20 protein-coding genes are annotated in these 20,597 nt (G+C 69.3%); 13 read left to right on the top strand and 7 right to left on the bottom strand.

What is annotated here, in order from left to right:
* Positions 1-15: 15 nt before the first annotated feature.
* Positions 16-270, bottom strand: a complete 255-nt coding sequence (locus BCM27_RS18190; RefSeq protein WP_004023450.1) for a WhiB family transcriptional regulator — start codon at positions 268-270, stop codon at positions 16-18.
* Positions 271-686: 416 nt separating this feature from the next.
* On the opposite strand from BCM27_RS18190, the gene BCM27_RS18185 reads away from it, so the two are divergent.
* On the top strand, positions 687-1,931 hold the full coding sequence (locus BCM27_RS18185; protein ID WP_004023449.1) for an MFS transporter: 1,245 nt from the start codon (positions 687-689) through the stop codon (positions 1,929-1,931).
* Here BCM27_RS18185 and BCM27_RS18180 read toward each other — a convergent pair.
* A complete protein-coding gene (locus BCM27_RS18180) occupies positions 1,835-2,785 on the bottom strand; it encodes a diacylglycerol/lipid kinase family protein (protein WP_004023448.1) in 951 nt (316 codons plus the stop codon). The genes BCM27_RS18185 and BCM27_RS18180 overlap by 97 nt on opposite strands.
* A 130-nt stretch (positions 2,786-2,915) precedes the next feature.
* Between BCM27_RS18180 and BCM27_RS18175 the strand changes: the two genes are divergently transcribed.
* Together BCM27_RS18175 and BCM27_RS18170 are read left to right on the top strand one after the other, a co-directional pair.
* Positions 2,916-3,347, top strand: a complete 432-nt coding sequence (locus BCM27_RS18175; protein WP_004023447.1) for a hypothetical protein — start codon at positions 2,916-2,918, stop codon at positions 3,345-3,347.
* Between the two features lie 62 nt (positions 3,348-3,409).
* Positions 3,410-4,198, top strand: a complete 789-nt coding sequence (locus BCM27_RS18170) for a ParA family protein (RefSeq protein ID WP_004023446.1) — start codon at positions 3,410-3,412, stop codon at positions 4,196-4,198.
* A 30-nt stretch (positions 4,199-4,228) separates the two neighbouring features.
* On the opposite strand, the gene BCM27_RS18165 is transcribed toward BCM27_RS18170, so the two are convergent.
* Complete coding sequence (locus tag BCM27_RS18165) at positions 4,229-5,503, bottom strand: Rv3212 family protein (protein ID WP_033206065.1); 1,275 nt, start codon at positions 5,501-5,503, stop codon at positions 4,229-4,231.
* Positions 5,504-5,513: 10 nt separating this feature from the next.
* Complete coding sequence (locus BCM27_RS18160; protein ID WP_004023444.1) at positions 5,514-7,133, bottom strand: DEAD/DEAH box helicase; 1,620 nt, start codon at positions 7,131-7,133, stop codon at positions 5,514-5,516.
* A gap of 299 nt (positions 7,134-7,432) precedes the next feature.
* Here BCM27_RS18160 and BCM27_RS18155 point away from each other — a divergent pair, with 299 nt between their 5' ends.
* Both BCM27_RS18155 and BCM27_RS18150 read left to right on the top strand, forming a co-directional pair.
* Positions 7,433-8,146 (top strand): ferritin-like fold-containing protein, encoded by a 714-nt coding sequence (locus BCM27_RS18155; protein ID WP_033206061.1) that lies wholly within the window; start codon positions 7,433-7,435, stop codon positions 8,144-8,146.
* 124 nt (positions 8,147-8,270) lie between these two features.
* Positions 8,271-8,501, top strand: coding sequence for a DUF3107 domain-containing protein (locus BCM27_RS18150; RefSeq protein WP_004023442.1), 231 nt, complete (start codon positions 8,271-8,273; stop codon positions 8,499-8,501).
* 84 nt (positions 8,502-8,585) lie between these two features.
* Here BCM27_RS18150 and BCM27_RS18145 read toward each other — a convergent pair whose 3' ends face one another.
* Positions 8,586-9,341, bottom strand: a complete 756-nt coding sequence (locus BCM27_RS18145) for an HTH-type transcriptional activator FasR (RefSeq protein ID WP_051987175.1) — start codon at positions 9,339-9,341, stop codon at positions 8,586-8,588.
* Between the two features lie 66 nt (positions 9,342-9,407).
* Here BCM27_RS18145 and BCM27_RS18140 point away from each other — a divergent pair, with 66 nt between their 5' ends.
* The 8 genes from BCM27_RS18140 to BCM27_RS18105 all read left to right on the top strand — a co-directional run bounded on the left by BCM27_RS18140 (position 9,408) and on the right by BCM27_RS18105 (position 19,401).
* Complete coding sequence (locus BCM27_RS18140) at positions 9,408-10,451, top strand: DUF3152 domain-containing protein (protein WP_004023440.1); 1,044 nt, start codon at positions 9,408-9,410, stop codon at positions 10,449-10,451.
* Positions 10,452-10,507: 56 nt separating this feature from the next.
* Positions 10,508-11,716 carry an adenylyltransferase/sulfurtransferase MoeZ gene (gene moeZ / locus BCM27_RS18135; RefSeq protein ID WP_004023439.1) on the top strand — a complete coding sequence of 403 codons (1,209 nt, stop codon included), beginning with the start codon at positions 10,508-10,510 and terminating at the stop codon, positions 11,714-11,716.
* Between the two features lie 74 nt (positions 11,717-11,790).
* The gene (locus BCM27_RS18130) at positions 11,791-12,645 is read left to right on the top strand and encodes a TIGR02569 family protein (RefSeq protein WP_004023438.1); all 855 of its coding nucleotides are present in this window, start codon (positions 11,791-11,793) and stop codon (positions 12,643-12,645) included.
* Between the two features lie 239 nt (positions 12,646-12,884).
* On the top strand, positions 12,885-14,390 hold the full coding sequence (locus tag BCM27_RS18125; protein WP_004023437.1) for a nitrate/nitrite transporter: 1,506 nt from the start codon (positions 12,885-12,887) through the stop codon (positions 14,388-14,390).
* 37 nt (positions 14,391-14,427) lie between these two features.
* Positions 14,428-17,013, top strand: coding sequence for a nitrite reductase large subunit NirB (gene nirB / locus BCM27_RS18120; RefSeq protein WP_004023436.1), 2,586 nt, complete (start codon positions 14,428-14,430; stop codon positions 17,011-17,013).
* Positions 17,010-17,450 (top strand): nitrite reductase small subunit NirD, encoded by a 441-nt coding sequence (gene nirD, locus BCM27_RS18115; RefSeq protein ID WP_004023435.1) that lies wholly within the window; start codon positions 17,010-17,012, stop codon positions 17,448-17,450. Before nirB ends, nirD begins: the two co-directional genes overlap by 4 nt.
* Positions 17,451-17,455: 5 nt before the next feature.
* A complete protein-coding gene (locus BCM27_RS18110; RefSeq protein WP_033206084.1) occupies positions 17,456-18,640 on the top strand; it encodes a uroporphyrinogen-III synthase in 1,185 nt (394 codons plus the stop codon).
* Between the two features lie 17 nt (positions 18,641-18,657).
* Positions 18,658-19,401 (top strand): sirohydrochlorin chelatase, encoded by a 744-nt coding sequence (locus BCM27_RS18105; RefSeq protein ID WP_004023433.1) that lies wholly within the window; start codon positions 18,658-18,660, stop codon positions 19,399-19,401.
* 8 nt (positions 19,402-19,409) lie between these two features.
* Here the strand turns inward: BCM27_RS18105 and BCM27_RS18100 are convergent, their stop codons facing one another.
* On the bottom strand, positions 19,410-19,712 hold the full coding sequence (locus tag BCM27_RS18100; protein ID WP_004023432.1) for an MGMT family protein: 303 nt from the start codon (positions 19,710-19,712) through the stop codon (positions 19,410-19,412).
* Positions 19,713-19,774: 62 nt separating this feature from the next.
* Positions 19,775-20,551 (bottom strand): alpha/beta fold hydrolase, encoded by a 777-nt coding sequence (locus BCM27_RS18095; protein WP_033206056.1) that lies wholly within the window; start codon positions 20,549-20,551, stop codon positions 19,775-19,777.
* Positions 20,552-20,597: the final 46 nt, after the last annotated feature.

The following is a 20,597-nucleotide window of genomic DNA, read 5'->3' as shown; positions in this document are numbered from 1 at the left end:
CCGGCCGGTGAAGGCCTAGACGCTGCTCCGGGTACGCGTACGTGCGGTACGGCGCTTGAGGGCGCGTCGCTCGTCCTCGCTCATGCCGCCCCAGACGCCGGCATCCTGGCCGGACTCGAGAGCCCACGAGAGGCAGTCGGCGGTGACGGGGCACCGTGCGCAGACGAGCTTCGCGTCGGCGACCTGCGCGATGGCCGGGCCGCTGGTCCCCACGGGGAAGAACAGTTCCGGATCCTCGTCGCGACAGATGGCCTTGTGACGCCAGTCCATTCCTCTACTCCTTCGGGCGCGTTTGCACCACTCGATCGTCGTGCTGGTGATTGTTGGCTGTAACTCTCAGTTCACGCGGCGCACCAAATGTTTCCGCGTTGTTGCTTGTGAATACTTTCACGAATCGAGCCGAAGTCAATGGGTTTGCTTAACACGTGGGCAACATCACGTCGCTCGCCTAGCACTTCGGTCGCCGACCCCCCGGAGGGGGGTCCGGGCAGTGTGTCTCACGGCCTTGTAGTAGCCTACTCGTCTCGCGACGGTACTGTCGACGACTTTCTGCTGGTCGCGACCTCGACCCTGTGTGAAACAGCTCGTGACGTGGCCGGACGCGCGAGGGTATTCTTCACCACATGCGCCGACGATGTTGATCCACACCGCTTGATCGGACCCACCGCAGGCTGACCGTCGCGGCAGTGGGTGCCGCCCTCCTCGAAGACCTGATCCCGCTCTATCCGCTCTACGCCGTGCTCTTCGCCGACCCCGCAGTCCCGGGCGCCGGCCTCGGGCCCGCCGAGATCTCGGCCCTGTTCGTGATCTGGTCGGTGTCGTCGGTGATCGTCGAGGTTCCCGCCGGAGTGCTGGCCGACCGCCTGTCCCGGCGGAAGCTGCTCGTCGTCGGTCCGATGATCACCGCCTCGGGTTTCGCGCTCTGGACGGCGGCGCCGTCGTTCCTCTCCTTCGCCACCGGATTCGTGCTGTGGGCACTCGGGGGTTCCCTGCGGTCCGGAACGACCCAGGCCCTGGTCTACGACGAACTGGTTCGACTGGGCCGCACGCACGACTACGTACGGTTGTCCGGGCGCATGCGGGCGGCCGCGGCGCTCGGGGTCATCGGCGGCACCGCCCTGGCTGCGCCCCTGTTCTCCTGGGGTGGTTATGGCCTGGTCGGCGTCGCGAGCGTCGTCGCCTGCCTGGTGTGTTCGCTGCTGTCGGCGATGCTGCCCGAGACGCGCGCCGACCGGAACCGGCCGGACCACGACGACCTCGGGTCCGCAGACGGCGAACCGGACCCGGGCTGGTACGCGATCGTCCGCAGTGGCCGGCGGTCGCTGCGGACACAACCGGTGGCGCGACGGATGTTGCTGCTGGGCGTCGCCCTGACCTGGGTCGCGGCGCTCGACGAATACCTCCCGCTGCTGATCGGGTCGTTCCTGGGCGACGACGCGGGCGGGTCGGGGCACACCGATCCGGGCGGGGTCGCCCTGCTGATGATCGTGGTGTCGGTCGGCGACATCGCGGGCGCGCTCGCCGCGGGCCGGTTTCGGTCGGTTGCCGCGATCGCGCCCGCCGTGGGGCTCGGTGCGATCGTGCTCATCGCAGCCGCGCTGTGGGGGCACCCGGTGGCAGCGCTGGGCGTCGCCGTCGCATTCGGCGTCCTGGGCTGGGCGCGGGTCGTCGCCGACGCCGAACTGCAGGACCGGCTGAGTTCGACCTCGCGCGCCACCGTCACGTCGCTGGCCGGGATGGGTGAGGAAGTGGTCGCGATCCTGGCGTACGCCGGCTGGGCTCTGGGCTCGGCGTGGCTGGGGCCTGCCGGCCTCTTCGTCGTCGCCGCGCTGCCCTACGTCGTGGTCTCGGGGATGCTGATCGGCGGTGCGATGACGGTCAGCGCGTCGCGGCGATGCCGAAACCGTATGTCGCGGAACGCCCCGATGTAATCGCCGTCCATCTGCACGTCTATCGGTGCCTCGGCGTGGAAGCACACCTCGTCGACGTCGTCGTCTCGAAAGAGATGGCGCGCCTTGGGATCTGCCTGGGACAGGAGCTTGGTCGCCAGTGGGAGGTTGCGGAGGACGCCGGTGGAGGTCGCGACGAACACGCCGAGGCCGGTATGGAACCCGGTGTCGGGGTTGGTGCGGATCTCCCGCGGTCCGAGGTAGGTCCAGGGACTGGTGTTGGAGACGAAACCGAAACGGGCGCCGATGATCCGGTCACGCCCGGGGATCTCGACGTCGAAGGTGGCCGACGAGCCGGACTGTTTCAGGAAGCTGGTGATCGTGGTCCACAGGTAGCGGGCCGGGGTCGCCGTCTTGCCCGCGTGGCGCTTGTCCTCCATCGCGTGGACGACCACCGCGTCCATGCCCATGCCGGTGTTGAACAGGAACCACCGGTCGTCGGTGTGACCGAGTCCGATCCGGCGACTCTCTCCTGCGTCGAGGAGGGTGATGATCTGCTGTGTCGCGAGCAGCGGGTCGGGGTCGATTCCCAGCGTGCGGGCGAAGACGTTGGCGCTGCCGCCGGGGATCACGGCCAGTGCGGGACGGCCCCGGTCGGGGTCGCTGCGCGACGGCGGGTCGAGGAGACCGTTGGCGGCCTCGTTCACCGATCCGTCGCCGCCGTGCACGATCACGGTGTCGAAGTCCTCGGCAGCGGCGCGCGCGGCGAGTTCGAACGCGTGTCCGCGGTGGGTGGTCAGCTCGACGTCGAGGTGGAAGTGCGCGCTCAGGGTGTGCGCCAGTGCGTCGCGTCCAGCGGGACTGGTCGCGGTGGCGAACGGATTGACGATGAGCATGACGCGCACGACACCCGAGGATATGGGGTCGGGCCCGCCCGCGCGTAATCGCGCTCGTGCGGACAGGTGTGATCGCGCTCGTGTGAGGACCCCCGGCGGTGCGCGCGAGCCCACCAAATATCCTGGGGCGGTGAGCACCGACAGCGGCCGTCCGGAACCCGACACCGATCCGTCGGTGACTCCGCGCCAGATCAAGATCGCCGGTGCGGTGACCACGATCGAAGGGCTGGCCGGAGTCCTGGTCGCGGTGGTTCTCGTGGTCCGTGGCCTAGCCGGACACGAAGAGGCGGCGATCAGCGGGTACGGCACCGCGGGATGGTTCGGGATCATCGGCGGCGGGGTCCTGCTCGGCGGGCTCGCACTGCTCACCGGCCGGCGGTGGGGTCGCACGATCGCGATGATGGCGCAGATCCTGCTCCTGCCGGTGTCCTACTACATCTTCACCAGCGGGTGGGCCGTCTTCGCGGTCCCGTTGGCGTTGGCGGCCCTCGCCGCCCTCGTGATGCTCTTCAGTCCGCCCTCGGTGCGCTGGCTCGCCGAGGGGCCCGAGCCCGGCGCCTGAGGGTCGAACCGCCGGGGGTCTTACCCGACGGTTCCGGCCCGGGCGGTCGTACAGTAGGGCGCATGACGCGCATCCTCGCGATTGCCAACCAGAAGGGTGGGGTCGCCAAGACCACCACGGTGGAGTCCCTCGGGGCCGCCCTCGCCGATCTCGACGTCTCGGTGCTCGTCGTCGACCTCGACCCCCAGGGCTGTCTCACCTTTTCGCTCGGGCACGATCCCGACCAGCTCAGCTCCTCGGTCCACGACGTGCTGCTCGGTGACGAGGAGATCGCCGACGTCCTGCTCGACACCGAGGACAAGGTCACGCTGTTGCCGGCAACCATTGATCTCGCCGGCGCCGAGGCATTGTTGCTGATGCGGCCGGGGCGGGAGTACGCGCTCAAGCGGGCGCTCGCAGAGGTGGCCGAGGACTTCGACGTCGTCATCGTCGACTGCCCGCCGTCGCTCGGCGTGCTCACCCTGAACGGTCTGACCGCGGCCGACGAGGTCATCGTGCCGCTGCAGTGCGAGACGCTCGCCCATCGTGGCGTCGGGCAGCTGTTGCGCACCGTGCGCGAGGTCCAGCAGATCACCAACCCGAATCTGACGATGTTGGGCGCGGTGGCCACTCTCTTCGACGCCCGCACCACGCACAGCCGCGACGTGCTCGCCGACGTCTCCGATCGTTACGATCTGCCCGTGCTCGACCCGCCGATCCCGCGCACCGTGCGTTTCGCGGAGGCCTCGGCATCCGGAACCTCGGTGATGCGGGGTCGAAAGAACAAGGGCGCCACGGCATATCGCGCTCTAGCTGAGAATCTGTGGAAGCACTGGGAGGCCGGCGAGAAGGTCGGCACCTTCCAGGTCTGAGGCCCGGCGTCGGCGGTCTGCGGTTGCCGGTCAGCCCGGGCCGAAGGCCTCGACGCGCGGTCCGTGCTGCTCGACCACGACGTCGCCCAGTACCCGCAGACTCACGACCGGCGCGGCCGGTGCGGTCCGTGCCAACGGGATCGACCGGATCTCACGGCCGGTCGCCACGTCGCGGACGCTGATCCCGGTCGCGCTCGGCAACAGGAGCTGTCCCGCCATCACCTGGCCGGGTCCGAGAGTGCCCGGAACCTGATAGATCGGGTTGAGCGTCTGCGCGTTCAGGACGACCGTCGCCTTGCCGGTCCAGTAGGTGACCACCCCGTCGGAGGAGATCGGGACACTCCCCGCCGGGGGTGTGGCGTCGCCGGCGACGGTGTTGGTCCCGGCCGCGACGCCGTCGGTGTCGAAGCGCCGGATCGCCGGGCCGCTCTCCGCGCCGATCGTCGGGGGCTCGGCCGGTGCCGCCCCGCCGTCGTAGACGGCGATCCCCGAGGACGACATCGCGATCAGTGTCGGTGGCGGGCCGCTCACGTCGCCGGTGATCAGTGACGACCCGTACTGTTCGACGTTCTCGTCGTTCCCCAGCACCGCGCCGAGGACCGTCAGCCGATACCCGGGATCGTCGGCGCAGCGTTCGACGACGGCGACGCGATCACCGGACACCGCCGACGAGAACAACTCGCAGTCGGCACGGTCGGGCGCGTCCTCCGGGCGAACAGGTGCCTCGACCCGTCCGTACTCGATGCCGCGGACGAGGTTGGACCCCCACGTCTCCATCCGCCGGGAGCCTTGCGCGACGGCATATCCCGAGTCGGTCACGAGCCGGATCTGTGGGTCGGCGTCGCTGGTACGGGCACCCGCACGCCCCCCGGTGCCCGCGTCCAGTGCGGTCACCTCCGAGCATCCGCGGCTGTTGCGGTACACCGCCAGCGCCAGGTCCGAGCTCGCGGTCCAGGCGGTGCCGACGGTGCACAGATCGAGATCGCGACTGTACGACCAGAGTTCGCGTCCGGTCGACGGGTCGTGCCCGACCACCCGGCCACCGTTGCCGGTGACGACGACCGAAGTACCGACGGCCGGGACGGTGGTGGCGTCGGAGTCGGCCTGCCAGCGGGCGACGAAGCGCTCCGGCACGGCCTTCGCCGGTTCGATCGCGGCGGGCTCGGCCTGGGCCTGCACGCTGGTCGTGTGACGGACCGGGCTCAGCGCCCAGGCGGTGACGCAGAGGGCTGCGACGACGACCAGGATGGCCGCGGTGACCGCGAGGTCGATCGGGCGGCGCCGTTCGGGCCGGACTCGTGCCACGTGGGTCAGGTCAGTCGGCGACGGCCGCTGACGACTCGGCGCTCGCCTCGCTGCCGGAAGACGCGGTCTGGTCGCCGGCGGGCGTGCGGTTGGCGCCCCCGCGGCGACGACGGCGGCGGCGCGGCTTCGAGGTGCCGTCACCGGCCGGGCTGCCGGCGTCGGCGGGTGCCGCGTCGGCCGAGCCGGCGGACTCGGTCGAGGTGGACTCGGTACCGGACGCCACCGATGCCGTGTCGCCGTCCGTCTGCCCACCTCGGGTGCGCCGGCGGGTGCGGGTCGAGCGCTTGCGGGGCTCGCGGTCCGCGCGCGTCTCCCTGGTCTCGTCGGGATCACGCGGCGGCTTGGGCGCGGCGACACGACCGGTCTTCGACTCGGGGATCGACAGATCCGAGCGGAGGTGCTCCGACGTCGAGTAGGTCTCCGGCGGGTCGGGGATGCCGAGGTTCAGCGCCTTGTCGATGAGTTCCCAACGGTGCAGCTCGTCCCAGTCGACGAGGGTCACCGCGATACCCGTGCGGCCCGCGCGACCGGTACGACCGATGCGGTGCACGTAGGTCTTGTCGTCCTCGGGGCACTGGTAGTTGATGACGTGCGTGACGTCGTCGATGTCGATGCCGCGGGCGGCCACGTCGGTCGCGACCAGCACGTCGATGGTGCCGTCGCGGAACCGCTTGAGTGCCTTCTCGCGGGCGACCTGGCCGAGGTCGCCGTGGACGGCGCCGACCTTGAAGCCGCGTTCGGCGAGGTCGTCGGCGACCTTCTGCGCAGTGCGCTTGGTGCGGGTGAAGATCATCGTCGCGCCGCGGCCGTCGGCCTGGAGGATGCGGGCGACGAGTTCGGCCTTGTCCAGCGCGTGTGCGCGGTAGGCGTACTGCTTGGTGCGATCGTGGACTGCTGAATCGTTGGCGTTCTCGGCCCGGATGTGGGTCGGCCGGTTCAGGAAGGTACGGGCCAGGGTGACGATGGGGCCGGGCATGGTCGCCGAGAACAGCATCGTCTGACGAGGCGTCGGCAGCGCGGACATGATGCGTTCGATGTCGGGCAGGAAGCCGAGATCGAGCATCTCGTCGGCCTCGTCGAGGACCAGTATCGACACCTTGCCGAGGACGAGATGGCCCTGCTGGGCGAGGTCGAGGAGACGACCCGGGGTGCCGACCACGACGTCGACGCCGGACTGCAGCTCGGCGATCTGGGACTCGTAGGGGCGGCCACCATAGATCGAGGTGACCTTCAACGGGCGCTTGCGCCCGTCGGCCAAGGTCACCTCAAGCGACGGCGCCGCCACCTGGAGGTCGCCGGTCACCTGCACGCACAGCTCACGCGTGGGCACGATGACCAGCGCGCGGGGGGTGTTGTCCAGCGGACGGACCCCGGTCTCCTCGGCATGTGCGAGGCGATGCAGCAGCGGGATGCCGAAGCCGAAGGTCTTGCCCATGCCGGTGCGGGCCTGACCGATGAGATCGTGGCCTTCGAGCGCGAGCGGCAGGGTCAGTTCCTGGATCGCGAAGGTGTGGGTCTTGCCGTCTGCGGCGAGGGCCGAGACGATACGCTCGTCGACGCCGAGTTCGGCGAAGGTGGGCGCGGTGTGGGTGTCGTCGACGATGGTCGTCTGCACGGCGGAATCGCTCATGTGCGGTTGTATGCCTTTCTGGGCCGGTCTGCGCGCGATGTGTTTCGGTGCGCGCACGAGGAAGGCTCGAAAGTGCACGCGCATATGTCGTAGTGGCACCGGGGATGTGACCGGGTATCGCGAAGAACTCGCAGGTCCCGCGAGATCACTCGCGAGCACCGCCGTCGTCACATCCACACGCTCGCGCCGGCGAGCACGCGCGGCCGCGCAGCTCAGCGGGCAAGCGACGGGGGGTCCCGTCGGAGTGCACCGCCGTCGAGTGTACTTGGTGCCCGGCGGCGGCCCGCTACCATCACCTCATGGCGCCTGCACCCGACCCGTCCGAGTCGATCCCGTCAGCTGCGACGTCCACCACGGTGGTGTCGGCCGTGATGCAGGATTCGGCCATCGGGAAGCTGTTCGCCGTGCTGCTTGCCGGCGAGTTCGCCGCCTTCCACCGGCTCATCGAGGAGTCGGCCATGGCGCCGGACGTGCCCAGTCGGATCGCGATCGCCCGCATGGCCGCCTCGGAGGTCGGCCACTTCGACCGCCTCGCCGAGCGCGTGGAGGCGATGACCGGCCTCGGGGCGGCAGAGGCCGTCGAGCGCTACCGTTCGGTGTTCGACCAGTACCACCGCGCGACCACGCCGAAGACCTGGTACGAAGCGCTCGTCAAGGCGTACGTCGGCGACGGTCTGGCGGCCGACTTCTACGCGGAACTCTCCGACATGCTGCCCCCGGACTCGCAAGCGGTGATGGCCGAGGTGATGTCGGAAACCGCCAACTCGGAGTTCGCCCGGGACCAGGTACGGGCTGCGGTCGAGGCCGATCCGTCCATCAAGTCGGCACTCGTGCTGTGGGGCCGCCGGCTGCTCGGCGAGGCCATCACACATGCACAGTGGGTCCTCGCCGCCGAGGAAGAGGTCACCGATCTGCTCTTCGCCGGCGCGAGTTCGCTCACCGGTGTCGCGGGATTCTTCGACGTCGTCGCCGGCAAACACGCCGATCGGATGGCCGACCTCGGACTCGCTTGAGTCGCACCTGACCTCCGCGATTGCCGCCGGCGCGTTTCGCTCTCAGCGGAGTGCCTGTCCCGCCGTGCAGCTGCTGCACTAGCCTTGTGCGGCAAGCGTTGTTAGACACCGAGGAGGGCGGCACATGGCCGTGGAAGTGAAGATCGGCATCACCGACAGCCCGCGGGAGCTGACCATCGCGTCGACCCTGACCAGCGACAAGGCCTTCGCCGAGGTCGAGGCGGCATTGGGTGGAAAGCAGCAACTGCTGTCCCTCGTGGACGACAAGGGCGCGCGCTACCTCATCCCCGTCACCAAGATCGCCTATGTCGAGGTGGGGGCATCGGAGAACCGGCGCGTGGGGTTCGGTTCCTGACGAGACACCCGAGCGCGTAGATCGACGAGAAAGAGGCCTGTACGCCGATGGCGTACAGGCCTCTTCTCATGTGTACGAGTGGATTCAGGCAGTGCCGGTCATGGCCGGCCCGCTCGCTTCGCTCCCGGCGCCGGTCATGGTCGGCCCGCTCGCTTCGCTCCCGGCGCCGGTCACACCCTCGGACTCGGCGCCCGCAGGCTGCGCCTCGGCCGCAGCCGTCTGACGCGGGAAGTGGGACAACCCGCCCCACAGCAGCGCGACCGTGGTGTCGACGGCGGTCTGCTTGTCGACGGGCCGCTTGGCCTCGAGCCAGTAGCGCGCGTTGACCTGACTGGCGCCGACGAGTCCCGACGCCAGCATGCGTGAGCGATAGGGATCGAGACCGGAGTCGTGCATGACCAGTCCGTAGACCGCGTCGACACACGCCTCGGTGGCACCCTCCACCCGCCGGATGACCGCGGGGTCGGAGGCGTCGGAGGAGAAGATCAGCCGGTAACCCGAGTTGTCCTGGTCGATGAAATCGAAGAACGCCTGGACCGCTGCGCGCACGCGCCGGCGGTTGTCCGTCGTCGTCCGCAGAGCGGTGTTGACGTCGCTGACCAGCTTCTCGGCGTGCGAATCGACGACCGCGATGTACAGGTCGAGTTTGGACGGGAAGTGTTGATACAGAACGGGTTTGCTCACGCCCGCGTGCACTGCGATCTCATCCATGCCGGCGGCGTGGTAGCCGCGTTCGACGAAGATCTCACTGGCCGCGTCGAGCAACTGCATACGTCGTGCGCTGCGCGGCAGGCGGGTGCTGCGTCCAGGCACGGCGGATGCATTGGTTGCGGTCGACATGCCCAAGAGAGTACTCGGGGGAGCTTCCTGCGCAGTATCGGTGGTCTGCTGTGAGAAAGTTGACCGGTGAGCCGCACTGAGGACGGTGGCCCCGAGCCCGATCGCGGCCGGGTGCGTGCCAAGGACGTCGGCCCGAGATCGTCGGGACGCCCCAGACCGGACCAGCCGCTTCGAGCGCGCTGGGACCCGACCGACGACAGCGGACGTCCCCGCGTCGACCGCGATGCACAGCCGGAATACAAGAAGCAGTCCGCTCTCGGGCGGTTCGTCTCGACCTACGGCTGGCGCGCGTACGCCATCCCGGTGCTCTCGATCCTGACGATCGCGCTCATCGTCGTCACCGTCCGGGACGGCCGCACCGATGCGCTCGAACCGGCTGCTGCCGCCAGCCCCGACTCCGCGGCGCGCAACACCGACATCAGCAAGGAGACCCGCCCGATCGGAGCGCCGACCGGCGACATCCAGGCGGCCGCGCTGCCGGCCGGCACGCTGCCGCAGGGTGGCCCGTTCACCGAGCGGGCCCGCAAGACCTTCCGGGTGCTGCGCGGAGGCGGTCCGCCCGTCGGTACCGGCGGTCAGGTCTACACCTACACGGTCGAGGTCGAGAACGGTCTCGACCCGCAGGACTACGGCGGTGACCCGACCTTCGCGAAGATGGTCGACACCACGCTGGCCAACCCGCGCAGCTGGATCGGCGACGGACGGGTGTCCTTCCGCAGGGTCGACCGTGGCGAGCCCGACCTGCGCATCAGCCTCACCTCCACCGGCACCACCCGTGAGCTCTGCGGCTACCAGATCCGGCTGGAGACGTCGTGCTACTACCCGCCGCAGGCCCGGGTCACGCTCAACGAGGCGCGCTGGGTGCGCGGGGCCCTGTCGTATCAAGGTGACGACGTCGCCTACCGGCAGTACCTCATCAATCACGAGGTCGGGCACGGCATCGGCTATGAATCCCACGAGGCGTGCCGCGAGGACGGCGCGCTCGCGCCGATCATGATGCAGCAGTCCTTCGGCGTCGCGAACGCCGAGATCATGGCCCTCGACCCGCAGATGAAGGCCAACCGCACCTTCGTGTGCCGGCCCAACCCGTGGCCGTTCCCCACCCGCTGAGGGAATGCGGCCGCGAGCTCTGCCGTTGTGTCAGGAGTCCGTAGTCAGCCTGAACAATGGAGGCGTTCGTGTCGTCGCAAGGGTCGCCCACTGGGTCGCTGCCGCCGCTGGTGGAACCGGCCGCGGAACTGAGCAACGAAGAGGTGGCCCGCTACAGCCGTCACCTGATCATCCCCGACGTGGGCATGGACGGTCAGAAGCGTCTGAAGAACGCCAAGGTGTTGGTGATCGGCGCCGGCGGACTGGGCTCGCCGACACTGCTGTATCTCGCCGCGGCCGGGGTCGGCACGATCGGCATCGTCGAGTTCGACATCGTCGACGAATCGAACCTGCAGCGCCAGGTCATCCACGGCCAGTCCGACATCGGGCGGCCCAAGGCCGAGAGCGCGCGGGACTCCATCCTGGAGATCAATCCGTTCGTCACCGTCAACCTGCATGACCAGCGGCTCGAGCCCGAGGGTGCGATCGAACTGTTCTCGCAGTACGACCTCATCCTCGACGGCACCGACAACTTCGCGACCCGGTACCTGGTGAACGACGCCGCGGTCCTCGCGCACAAGCCCTACGTGTGGGGGTCGATCTACCGATTCGAGGGTCAGGCGTCGGTCTTCTGGGAGGACGCCCCCGACGGTCGCGGGCTCAACTACCGCGATCTCTACCCGCAGGCGCCGCCGCCCGGGATGGTGCCGTCGTGCGCCGAGGGCGGCGTCCTCGGCATCCTGTGCGCCTCGATCGGCTCGATCATGGGCACCGAGGCGATCAAGCTGATCTGCGGGATCGGCGAACCCCTCCTCGGCCGTCTCATGGTGTACGACGCGCTGGACATGACCTACCGGACCATCAAGATCCGCAAGGACCCGGAAGGCGAACGCATCGCCGGCCTCATCGACTACGACGACTTCTGCGGCGTCGTCTCCTCCGAGGCGTCCGATGCTGCGGCGGGGTCGACGCTGACCGCCGTCGAACTCAAGTCGAAGATCGACGCCGGGGAGAAGCTGGCGATCATCGACGTCCGGGAGCCCGTCGAATGGGACATCGTCCGCATCGACGGCGCCACACTCGTGCCCAAGGGCGACATCCTCTCCGGTGAGGGGCTCGCGCAGGTACCCCACGACCGCCCCACGGTCCTGTACTGCAAGACCGGTATCCGTTCCGCGGAGGCACTGGCCGCGCTCAAGCGAGCCGGGTTCGCCGACGCGACCCACCTGCAGGGCGGCGTGACCGCGTGGGCCAACCAGGTCGACAAGACGCTTCCGGTCTACTGATCCCGGCCGTCTGCGCGTGATGGCTGCCGCGTGCCTTCCGTGACCGGGCAACCGCGCTCGGTAATCTGGCCAACGTGAACACCGTCGAGCCGCCCGAACATGTGTTGAACACGTTCGGGCTCACCGCCCACCCGCCCATCGCGATGGGGGAATCGTGGGTCGGCGGGTGGCGTGTCGGCGAAGTCGTGCTGTCCCTGGTTCCCGACCACGCGCGTGCGGCGTGGTCGGCGTCGGTGCGGGAGTCCCTGTTCGTCGAGGGCATGCGCATCGCGCGTCCCTTCCGCGCCACCGACGGGCGGTACGTGGTGTCCGGGTGGCGGGCGGACACCTACATCGCAGGAACCCCCGAACCCAGGCACGACGAGGTCGTGCTGGTCGCCGACCGCCTGCACGAGGCGACCGCCTCGCTCGAACGGCCCCGGTTCCTGCTCCAGCCGCCGGCCCCGCCGCACACCGATGTCGATGTCTTCACCGCCGCCGACCGCGCCGCGTGGGAAGAGGTGCCGTTGCGATCGGCCCGTGCCGCGGGGATGGCCGAACCGACCGCGCCGGACGGCGTGCAGAGCGTCGACATGCTGAAAACCCTTGCGAAGCTTCGCAAACCGGTGGATCTGCCATCTCAGGTCGTGCACGGTGACCTCTTCGGCACGGTTCTGTTCGCGGGGGCCGCGGCCCCCGGCATCACCGACATCGTCCCGTATTGGCGGCCCGCGCCGTGGGCTGCGGCGGTCGCGGTGGTCGACGCCCTCGCCTGGGGCGGTGCCGACACCGAGCTCATCCAGCGCTGGTCCGATCAGCCCGAGTGGCCGCAGATGATGCTGCGGGCGACGATGTTCCGGCTGGCCGTCCACGCCCTGCACCCGCGGTCGACCTCGGGCGCACTGCCCGGGTTGCAGCGAGTCGTCGAACATGTACGTTTGCTCGTATAACCGCAGTTCACAGCCCTGATTCAGAGCTGACAGGGTTCTCACACCGTCGTTTTGACGGAGTGAGGACAACGTGACCATGCGGTCACCTCGCGGAAAATCCGCGCAACACACCCCCTCCACACTTGGTCTCGAGTCGCACGACATCGGTGTCGGCGTCTTCCACGACAGCCACCACTGCACGTCCGGCCCCGTGCACGGCAGTGACACCACGTAGACCAGCAACCATCGGAGGCGGAGCCTTGGCATTCGCAGACCTCACAGCCAACCTGAAACGCGACCACACCATCACCGACTGGGATCCCGAGGATCGGGTCGCCTGGGACAACGGCAACGCCGCGATCGCCAAACGCAATCTGATCTGGTCGGTGATCTGCGAGCACGTCGGCTTCTCGATCTGGTCGCTCTTCTCGGTGATGGCCCTGTTCATGGGCCCCGAGTACGGCATCAGCATGGACCAGAAGTTCGTCATCGCCGCCACCGCGACCCTGGTCGGTTCCTGCCTGCGGATCCCCTACACCCAGGCCACCGCCCGGTTCGGCGGGCGCAACTGGGCGATCTTCTCCGCCGTCGTGCTGCTCATCCCCACCGGGCTGACGATGATGCTGATGATGAACCCGGGCGAGTTCGGGTTCGGCTGGTTTCTCGCCGTCGCGGCCATCACCGGTTTCGGTGGCGGCAACTTCGCGTCGTCGATGACCAACATCAACGCCTTCTACCCGCAGCGGCTCAAGGGTTGGGCCCTGGGCCTCAATGCGGGCGGCGGCAACATCGGCGTGCCGGTCGTCCAGGTCATCGGTCTGCTGGTCATCTGGCTCTTCGCCGACCAGCCGGAGATCGTGTGCGCCATCTACCTCGTCGCCCTGGCTGTCGCCGGCATCGGTGCCGCCATCTACATGGACAACCTGGACCACCAGACGGCCAGCGGTCGGGCGATGATCGACTGCCTCAAGTACCGCGACACGTGGCTCATCTGCCTGCTCTACATCGGCACGTTCGGTTCCTTCATCGGCTTCGGGTTCGCCTTCGGCCAGGTCCTCAACATCAGTTTCACCGAGGCCGGAGTGGCGAAGCCGGCGCTGGCGGCAGCGCAGATCGTGTGGATCGGCCCGCTGCTGGGGTCGGTCATCCGCCCCTACGGCGGGAAGCTGGCCGATCGCGTGGGTGGTGGCAAGGTGACGCTGTACACCTTCATCGCGATGGTCTTCTCCGCGGCGATCCTCGTCGTCGCCGGCACGATCGCCGACAACAACGGCAAGACGATCACCGGCGCCACGTTGACGGCCTTCATCATCGGCTTCATCCTGCTGTTCCTGCTGTCGGGCCTGGCCAACGGGTCGGTGTACAAGATCATCCCGACCATCTGGGAGCACAAGGCGCGGACGCAGAGTGGACTGAACTCACTCGGCAAGACGAAGTGGTCGCGGAGCATGTCCGGCGCTCTCATCGGGATCGCCGGGGCAGCAGGAGGTCTCGGCGGCGTGGGTATCAACCTGGTGCTGCGGGCCAGCTATCAGACCAACAAGTCGGCGACGATGGCCTTCTGGGTGTTCATGCTCTTCTACGTCCTGGCGGCGGTCGTGACCTGGTGGTTCTACGCCCGACGCCCGATCGTCCTCGCGGAGACCACCGATCTGTCGGTGGCCGGCACCCCGGAGGGTGGGGCTTCCACCGGCGACGAGGGCGCACCGACCGGTGTCGCGTCCGAGGGCACCGACAAGCAGGCAACCAACGAAGCGCTGGCCTGATCCGCACGGGTCCGGCGAGGCAAGGGAGTCAAGAGCAGTGAACAGCGAAACCGCAACGCGCACAACCAAGACAGTGGTGGTGGTGGGCCACGGCATGGTCGGTCACCGCTTCGTGCAGGCGCTCCGCGCGCGTGACGCGACCGACCGGTGGCGGATCGAGATCGTCAGCGAGGAGATCGACCCGGCGTACGACCGGGTGGGGTTGTCCTCGTATGTCGGTGCCTGGCTGAGGGATTCACTCGCACTCGAGGGCAACACGTACGCCGGCGACGACCACGTGGTGACGCATCTCGGGGAGACCGTCACCGGCATCGACCGCGAGGCGCGGCGGGTCGTCACCTCGGGCGGCCGGGAGATCGACTACGACGCCGTGGTTCTCGCGACCGGTTCCTACGCCTTCGTCCCGCCGGTTCCCGGGCACGACAACGACCGGTGCTTCGTCTACCGCACCCTCGACGACCTCGACGACATCCGGGCCGCGGCCGAGGCGGCCGGTCCCGGGGCGACCGGCGTCGTCGTCGGCGGTGGACTGCTCGGGCTCGAGGCGGCCAACGCCCTCAAGCTCATGGGGATGACCCCGCACGTGGTGGAGTTCGCCCCGCGCCTGATGCCGATGCAGGTCGACGAGGGCGGTGGCGCGATCCTGAAGAACCTGGTGACCGATCTCGGACTCGAGGTCCACACCGGGGTCGGGACATCGGAGATCGCCGACGCCGAAGGCGGTGGCCTGCGGGTGACGCTGTCCGACGAATCCACGATCGACGCCTCGCTGGTCGTCTTCTCGGCGGGTGTCCGGCCGCGCGATCAGCTGGCGCGGGAATCGGGACTGGCGGTGGGTGAGCGGGGCGGCGTGCTCGTCGACACCGGTTGTGTCACCGATGACGAGAACATCTATGCCATCGGCGAGGTCGCGGCCGTGGAGGGCCGCTGCTACGGCCTCGTCGCCCCCGGGTACTCGACCGCCGAGGTGGTCGCCGACCGTCTGCTCGGCGGCACGTCGGAGTTCCCCGGTGCCGACCTGTCCACCAAGCTCAAGCTCCTCGGCGTCGATGTCGCCAGCTTCGGGGATGCATTCGGCGCCACCGCGAACGCGCTCGAGATCACCTATCACGACGCCGTCGCCGGCAGGTACGCCAAGATCGTCGTGAGCGACGACGCGAAGACGCTTCTCGGCGGCATCCTCGTCGGCGACGCATCGGCCTACGCCATGCTCAAGCCGATGGTCGGCCGGGAGATCCCGGGCGACCCGGCGGCGCTCATCGCACCCGACGGCGGTGCGGCGGTCGGTATGGACGCACTGCCCGACGACGCGGAGATCTGCTCGTGCAACGGGGTTTCCAAGGGTTCGATCTGCTCGGCGATCGCCGACGGGGCGTGCGACATCGCCGCGGTCAAGGGCTGCACCTCGGCCGGCACCACGTGCGGCGGCTGCCTGCCCAGCATCAAGCAGCTGCTCGCCGCGTCGGGGGTCGAACTGAGCAAGTCGCTGTGCGATCACTTCGCCCAGTCGCGCGCCGAACTGTTCGAGATCGTCGCGGTCACGGGCATCCGGACGTTCTCCGAACTGATCGAGCGATACGGCACCGGCCAGGGATGCGAGATCTGCAAGCCGACGGTCGCGTCGATCCTGGCGTCGACCTCCAGCGAGCACATCCTCGACGGCGAGCAGGCCGCGCTGCAGGACACCAACGACCACTTCTTGGCGAACATGCAGAAGAACGGGTCGTACTCGGTGGTGCCGCGGATGCCCGGCGGCGAGGTCACCCCCGAACAGCTGATCGTCATCGGCGAGATCGCCCGCGACTTCGGGCTGTACACCAAGGTCACCGGTGGCCAGCGCATCGACCTGTTCGGGGCGCGCGTCGACCAGCTGCCCGAGATCTGGCGGCGCCTCGTCGACGCCGGGATGGAATCGGGCCAGGCGTACGGCAAGAGTCTGCGGACGGTGAAGAGCTGCGTCGGTTCGACGTGGTGCCGGTACGGCGTGCAGGACTCGGTCGGCATGGCAGTGCTGCTGGAGAAGCGATATCGGGGTCTGCGCTCGCCTCACAAGATCAAGTTCGGGGTGTCGGGGTGTGCCCGTGAATGCGCCGAGGCCCGGGGCAAGGACGTCGGCGTGATCGCCACCGAGCACGGCTGGAACCTGTACGTGGGCGGCAACGGCGGCCAGAGCCCGAAGCACGCGGTCCTGCTCGCCAGCGGAGTGGATGACGAGACCCTCGTCGCCTACATTGATCGGTACCTCATGTTCTACATCCGAACCGCCGATCGACTGCAGCGCACAGCGCCGTGGCTGGAGTCGCTCGAAGGTGGCCTCGACCATCTGAAGGACGTCGTCTGCGAGGACAGCCTCGGCCTCGCCGCCGAACTCGAGGACGCGATGGCCCGCCACGTCGGCGGCTATCAGGACGAGTGGGCGGCGGTACTCGCCGACGAGGACAAGCTCAAGCGGTTCGTCTCGTTCGTGAACGCGCCGGATGTCGTCGACCCGACCATCCGGTTCGCCGACTACGAACGGAAGGCGCCGGTGTTGCTCGACATGCCGTCGGTCCGCCCGGGAGCGGACGTGTCGAGCCCGGGAGCGTCGAGCACCGCACCGGTGAGAGAAGGAGTGCCCACATGACCATCGCGCCAGGGGAGGCCGACACCATGTCCGCAGAGACCACACCCACCGGTACCGCCGTCGGGGTGCGCGAGGGGAGTTGGGTGCGCGCCTGTTCCATCGACGATCTGATCGTCGGACGCGGGGTCGCCGTGCTCGGTCCCGACGGCGTCCAGGCCGCCCTGTTCCGGCTGCCCGCGGCCGAGTCGGACCGCGAGGCGGCACCGGGCCGCTCCCGGCTGTACGCCATCGGCAACATCGATCCGTTCGGCCGTGCCGCGGTTCTGTCGCGGGGCCTCACCGGCGATCGCGGGGGAGAACCCACCGTCGCCTCGCCGCTGGGCAAGCAGGTCTTCGCGCTCCGGACCGGACTCTGCCTTGACGACGAGACGGTGTCGGTCCCGAGCTACGGAGTACGCGTGAGCAACCGCATCGTCGAGGTGTACTTCCCGGCGTGAACACCATGACCCCCACCGGTGCAGACCCCGCCGGCTCAGGCCCCCCGGGAGCGGATCCGCTGCCGCTCGCCGGATTCACCATTGGCATCACCGCGGCCCGGCGCGCCGAAGAGTTCGCGGTGTTGCTGGAACGACGCGGTGCCGAGGTGATGCACGCCCCGACCATCCGCATCCTGCCGCTGGTCGACGACACCGAGCTCGAGCGGGTGACCGAGGAACTGATCGGGAACCCGCCGGAGGTGATGGTCGCGACGACCGGCATCGGGTTCCGCGGATGGGTCGAGGCCGCCGACGGCTGGGGCAACGCCGAAGCCGTGTTGCGGGCGCTGTCCGCGAGCCGGTTGATCGCCCGCGGCCCGAAGGCCAAGGGTGCGATCCGGGCGGCGGGTCTGCGCGAGGAGTGGTCGCCGGAGAGCGAGTCCTCCTCGGAGGTGCTCGACCGGTTGCTGGAGGAGGGCGTCGAGGGCGTGCGGATCGCCGTGCAGTTGCACGGCGCCACCAGCGAATGGGAGCCGCTGCCGGACTTCTGCACGGTGCTCCGCGCCGCCGGTGCGGAGGTGGTGCCCATCCCGGTGTACCGCTGGAACATGCATCCCGACGTGGCGCGCATCGACAAGATGATCGCGGCGGTGCTCCGCGGCGATCTCGATGCGATCACCTTCACCAGTGCGCCGGCGGCGGCATCGATCCTGACCCGCGCCAAGGAGCTGGGCAAGCTGCAGCAGTTCGTCCATGCGTTGCGGACCGCGGTGCCGGTCATGTGTGTGGGCTCGGTGACCGCCAGTCCGCTGGAGGCACTGCAGATCCCCACGATCTACCCGCGCCGGTTCCGCCTCGGTGCGCTGGCGCGGCTGATCACCGACGAACTGCCGCGCCGCAGCCATCTGCTGCGGGTCGCCGGTCACGACACCGCCATCCGCGGACAGGCCGTGGTGGTCGACGGCGAGCTCCGCGAGATGTCGGCGACGAGTCTTCTCCTGCTCAAGCTGCTGGCCCGTAATCCCGGCCGCGTGGTCTCCCGCCAGGAGCTGCTCGCGGGGTTGCCCGGGGACAGCTCCGACACCCATGCGGTCGAGGTCGCCGTCGCGCGACTCCGTGCCGCGCTGGGGGATTCGAAGATGGTGCAGACCGTGGTCAAACGGGGCTACCGACTCGCCGTCGACCTCGAGTACGACGCCGAAGACGAGTGAGGAAGGAGCGAGAACACATGCACGACAACCATGTGCGGCTTCCGCACGGCGACCGTCTACAGGGGTACAGCCCGGTCCTGGTCGCGCACGGGACCCGCAATCCCCACGGGGTCTCGGTCATCGCCCAGATCGCCGAGGCCGTCAGCGACCGGATCGGTCTCACCCGTACCGCGTTCGTCGACGTCCTCGGGCCCACGCCGAGCGAGGTCATCGCCGACCTGGAACGCCCCGCCGTCCTGGTCCCGGCGTTCCTCGCCTCGGGCTATCACGTCCGCAAGGACCTACCCGAACACGTCGCGGCCGCCGGCCGGGAGGACACCGTGGTCACCCGGGCGCTCGGACCCGACCCGGCCATCGCCGCGGTCGCGCGACTCCGCCTGGCCGAAGCGGGCTGGGAGCCGGGCGACGCGGTCGTGCTCGCCGCTGCCGGCTCGTCGGACGAGAGTGCCTGTGGCCAGGTGCATCTCGCGGCCCGGCAGCTGGAATCGCTCATCGGCGGGCGGGTCGAGGTCGGGTTCATCACGACAGCGACGCCCAGTGTGCCCGACGCCGTCGAACGAGCGCGGCGAACGGGTCGCCGGGTCGTGATCGCGAGCCACCTCCTCGCACCGGGCCTGTTCCACCAGCGGTTGAACACCTACGGTGCGGACGCGGTGGCCGCACCGTTGGGGCCGGACCCGCGGATCGTCGACCTGATCGTGACGCGGATGCGCGCGGCGATCAGTCCGTATCGGCGGACCGCTGCGGCGCGTCTGAGGTAGGCAACCCCTCAGGCGGAGGGGTCCCAGCGGCACTCCCGCAGTCGGATCCGCCCGTCGGTGATCGGAACGCCCTCCGCCCGTAGGCGTTCCAGCTGCCGGGTCGCGAGGTGAGGCGCCGGCCGGCCGCCGGCGGGTACCACGCGGTGCCAGGGCAGGTCGGCGGTGTCGGTCCGCATGATCCAGCCGACGATCCGGGGGCTGGACAATCCGGCTGCCACGGCCAGGTCGCCGTAGGTGCTCACCTGCCCCACCGGGATCGCCGACACCAGTGCGCGGACCTGTTCCACCTGCTCTTCGGTGATGGCCGCCATCGACGCAGACCTCCCGTCGTTCTCGTCGGGCCCGACTCGGCGAGCCGCGTGGATGATCCGCGCTACAGCAGCGATCGGATGAGGGTGGCGCTGAGCCCGGGTTCGAGGAACGGCACCATGTGCCCGCAGTCGGCGTGGTGGACGGTGACCTCGGTGCCGCGTTCGCTTGCGCAGGCATCCAGGAAGGCCGGCCGCACGAACGGCGGCTGGACCTGATCGGCGACCACCACATGGGTTGGTGTGCCGGGTGGCGGAAGCACTGCGGGTCTTGCCATCTCGCTCCACGACGCCGCGGCGGCCGGGGCGCTGACCCGCCAGCCGACCCGCCCTCGCGGCCGGGGGACGAGGTGCTCGGCGAGCTCGCTCTCCATGAGCGCGTCGGGAACGGCCGCCCAGCCCTCGGCACGTTTCGCCGAGCGCGCGGCGTCGGCGTCGGCGTAGTCCCAGTTGTCGAGACTGTCGGTGGCCACCTCGAGCGCGAACTCGGGGTCGAGGCCCTGCGCGGGATCGAGCAGCACCAGGCCCTTGACCGCGTCCGGGCGGCGGTTGGCCAGGTGCAGCGCCAGCGCGCCGCCGAACGAGTGCCCCACGACGACGACCGGCTGCTCGTCGGCGGGGATGTGGTCGTCGATCACCGCCGACAGCGCCCGCACCTGGTGTTCGATGCTCCACGGCGGGCGCCACGGTGACCGGCCATGACCGATCAGGTCCGGTGCGACGAGCCGGACACCGGGGAGGTGGTCGGCCAGCGCTGCCCAGCGACGGCCGTGGCCGGTGAGCCCGTGGATGGCGAGAACCGCAGGACCGCTGCCGAAGACATGGGTGTTGAGAGCTGCCACCCGTCCATCCTGCCGTACGGCCCCCGGCGGAAACCGATGCAGGTGG

Origin of the sequence: Gordonia terrae (genome assembly GCF_001698225.1) — a bacterium.
GTDB classification, from domain to species: Bacteria; Actinomycetota; Actinomycetes; order Mycobacteriales; family Mycobacteriaceae; genus Gordonia; species Gordonia terrae.
The sequence above is the reverse complement of the archived record's forward strand: the minus strand, read 5'-3'. Positions and strand labels throughout refer to the sequence as shown.